Origin of the sequence: Streptomyces sp. KR55 (genome assembly GCF_052245645.1) — a bacterium.
GTDB lineage: Bacteria > Actinomycetota > Actinomycetes > Streptomycetales > Streptomycetaceae > Streptomyces > Streptomyces flavusporus.
Map to the genome: position 1 here is coordinate 1 of NZ_JBQQCE010000857.1, position 1,877 is coordinate 1,877.

General features: G+C 72.4%; 3 protein-coding genes. 1 reads left to right on the plus strand and 2 read right to left on the minus strand.

The window, feature by feature from the left end:
- Positions 1-586 (minus strand): LysR family transcriptional regulator (locus tag ACTWQJ_RS50985; protein WP_443313133.1); only part of this gene is annotated, 586 nt, incomplete at its 3' end.
- Between the two features lie 74 nt (positions 587-660).
- Here ACTWQJ_RS50985 and ACTWQJ_RS50990 point away from each other — a divergent pair.
- Positions 661-1,587 carry a DMT family transporter gene (locus tag ACTWQJ_RS50990; RefSeq protein WP_443313134.1) on the plus strand — a complete coding sequence of 309 codons (927 nt, stop codon included), beginning with the start codon at positions 661-663 and terminating at the stop codon, positions 1,585-1,587.
- A gap of 15 nt (positions 1,588-1,602) precedes the next feature.
- Here the strand turns inward: ACTWQJ_RS50990 and ACTWQJ_RS50995 are convergent.
- Positions 1,603-1,877, minus strand: a 275-nt coding sequence (locus tag ACTWQJ_RS50995) for a glyoxalase superfamily protein (protein WP_443313135.1), incomplete at its 5' end; no start/stop codon positions are given.

Genomic DNA, 1,877 nt, shown 5'->3' on the forward strand with positions numbered 1-1,877 from the left:
CGTCCTCGGCGAACTCCCCGAGGTCCACCTCGGCGCGGTCCGCGAGCGGATGGCCGGCCGGCATCGCCACATCGGCGGGATCATCCAGGATCGGCGCCTTGACGAGACCGTCGGGCAGCGGCATCGGCTTGTTGTACCAGTCGAGGACGACCGCGAGGTCGAGGTCGCCGCGCACCACGCCCCTGATCCCGCGCTCCGGTTCCAGCTCGCACGAGCGCAGCCGCAGCGCGGGGTGCGCGGCGCGCAGCGCGGCGAGCGCCGTGGGGAACAGCCCGCGCGCGGCGGTCGGGAACGCCGACAGCCGCAGTTCGCCCGCGACCTGTCCACGCTGCGCCTCCAGGTCGGACTGGGCCAGTTCGACCTGCGACAGGATGCGCGCCGCGTGCTCGGCGAGCAGCCGTCCCGCATCCGTGAGCCGCACGCCCCGCCCGTTCTTGGCGAGCAGCCGCTGGCCCACTTCCCGCTCCAGTTTGGCCAGTTGCTGCGAGACGGCCGAGGTGGTGATGTGCAGGCCCTCGGCCGCTCCGCTCACCGATCCGTGCCGGGCGAGGGCGTCGAGGGTGCGCAGGCGGTCCAGACTCAACATGTAAGCAATGCTACGAGATACAGCGTGCGAAATCTCGATTGTGCTACGAGGTTCGCTCGCCCATCGTTGGTTCCATGACCACCGCCACCACCACCCGCACGGCCGACCACGTCGCCACCCTCCCCCGCCGCACCCTCGACTGGCGGCTCCGCTTCGCCGCCCTCTCGCTGATCTGGGGCTTCAGCTTCCTGCTCATCAAGGTGGGCACCGAGGGCTACGCCCCCTTCCAGGTCACGCTCGGCCGGCTGGTGTTCGGCACGGCGGTGCTCGCGGCGGCGATGATCGTGCAGCGGGAGCGGCTCCCGCGCGCCGCGCGCACCTGGGGGCATCTCACGGTGGCCGCCTTCCTGCTCAACGCGCTGCCCTTCTCCCTGTTCGCCTACGCCGAGCTGACGATTCCGTCCACGCTCGCCGGCATCTGCAACGCCACGTCACCGCTGTGGGGCATGGCCCTGTCCCTCGTCGCCCTCTCCGAGGACCGGCCGACCCGGATCCGGGTCGCCGGCCTGGGCCTCGGATTCCTCGGAGTGCTGACGGTGCTCGGCGCCTGGCAGGGCTTCACCGGCGTGGACGCCACCGGCACGGCGCTGGCCCTGCTGGCCTCACTGAGCTACCCGATCGGCTGGATCTACGTCCGCCGCACCCTGGCGGGGTCGCGCGACTCGCATCTGTCCCTCACCGGGGCCCAGTTGCTGCTCGCCACACTCCAACTGGCGGTCGTCACCCCGCTGTTCACCAGCCTGCCGACCCGGTTCCCCGTCGTGCCGCTGCTCGCCGTCGCCGCCCTGGGCGCGCTCGGCACCGGTCTCGCCATGCTCGTCCAGTTCAGCCTCGTCGCCGAGGTCGGCCCGACCACGGCGCAGATGGTCACCTACTTCATCCCCGTCATCGCCACGGCCGCGGGCGTCGCGATCCTCGGCGAGTCGCTGACCTGGTCGACCCCGGTCGGCGCGGCGATCGTGCTGGCGGGGGCTGCGCTGACACAGGTCCGGCGGGCCTGAACCGCTCCCCGACGGTCACTCGGCCGGCGTGCCGATCCGCAGGCGGTTGCCGTCCGGATCGCGCAGCTCGATCTCGCGCGCCCAGGGCGCGTCGCCCACCTGCACCCCGAACTCGGCGGCGACCGCGTCGACATCAGCGACCCTCAGGTACACCAGCGTGTCCGGCCGGGCGTCCCCGGTGTGCTCGGACAGGAACAGCCGCATCCGGCCGCGCGCGACCTCGACGAACGCCGGCAGCCCCGGCTCGAAGCGGTGCTCCCACTGCTTGCCGAAGCCCAGGCGCTCGTACC

Coding starts and splice junctions, on each gene's coding strand:
- ACTWQJ_RS50990 (WP_443313134.1), top strand. CDS start 661: ATGACCACCGCCACCACCACCCGCACGGCCGACCACGTCGCCACCCTC.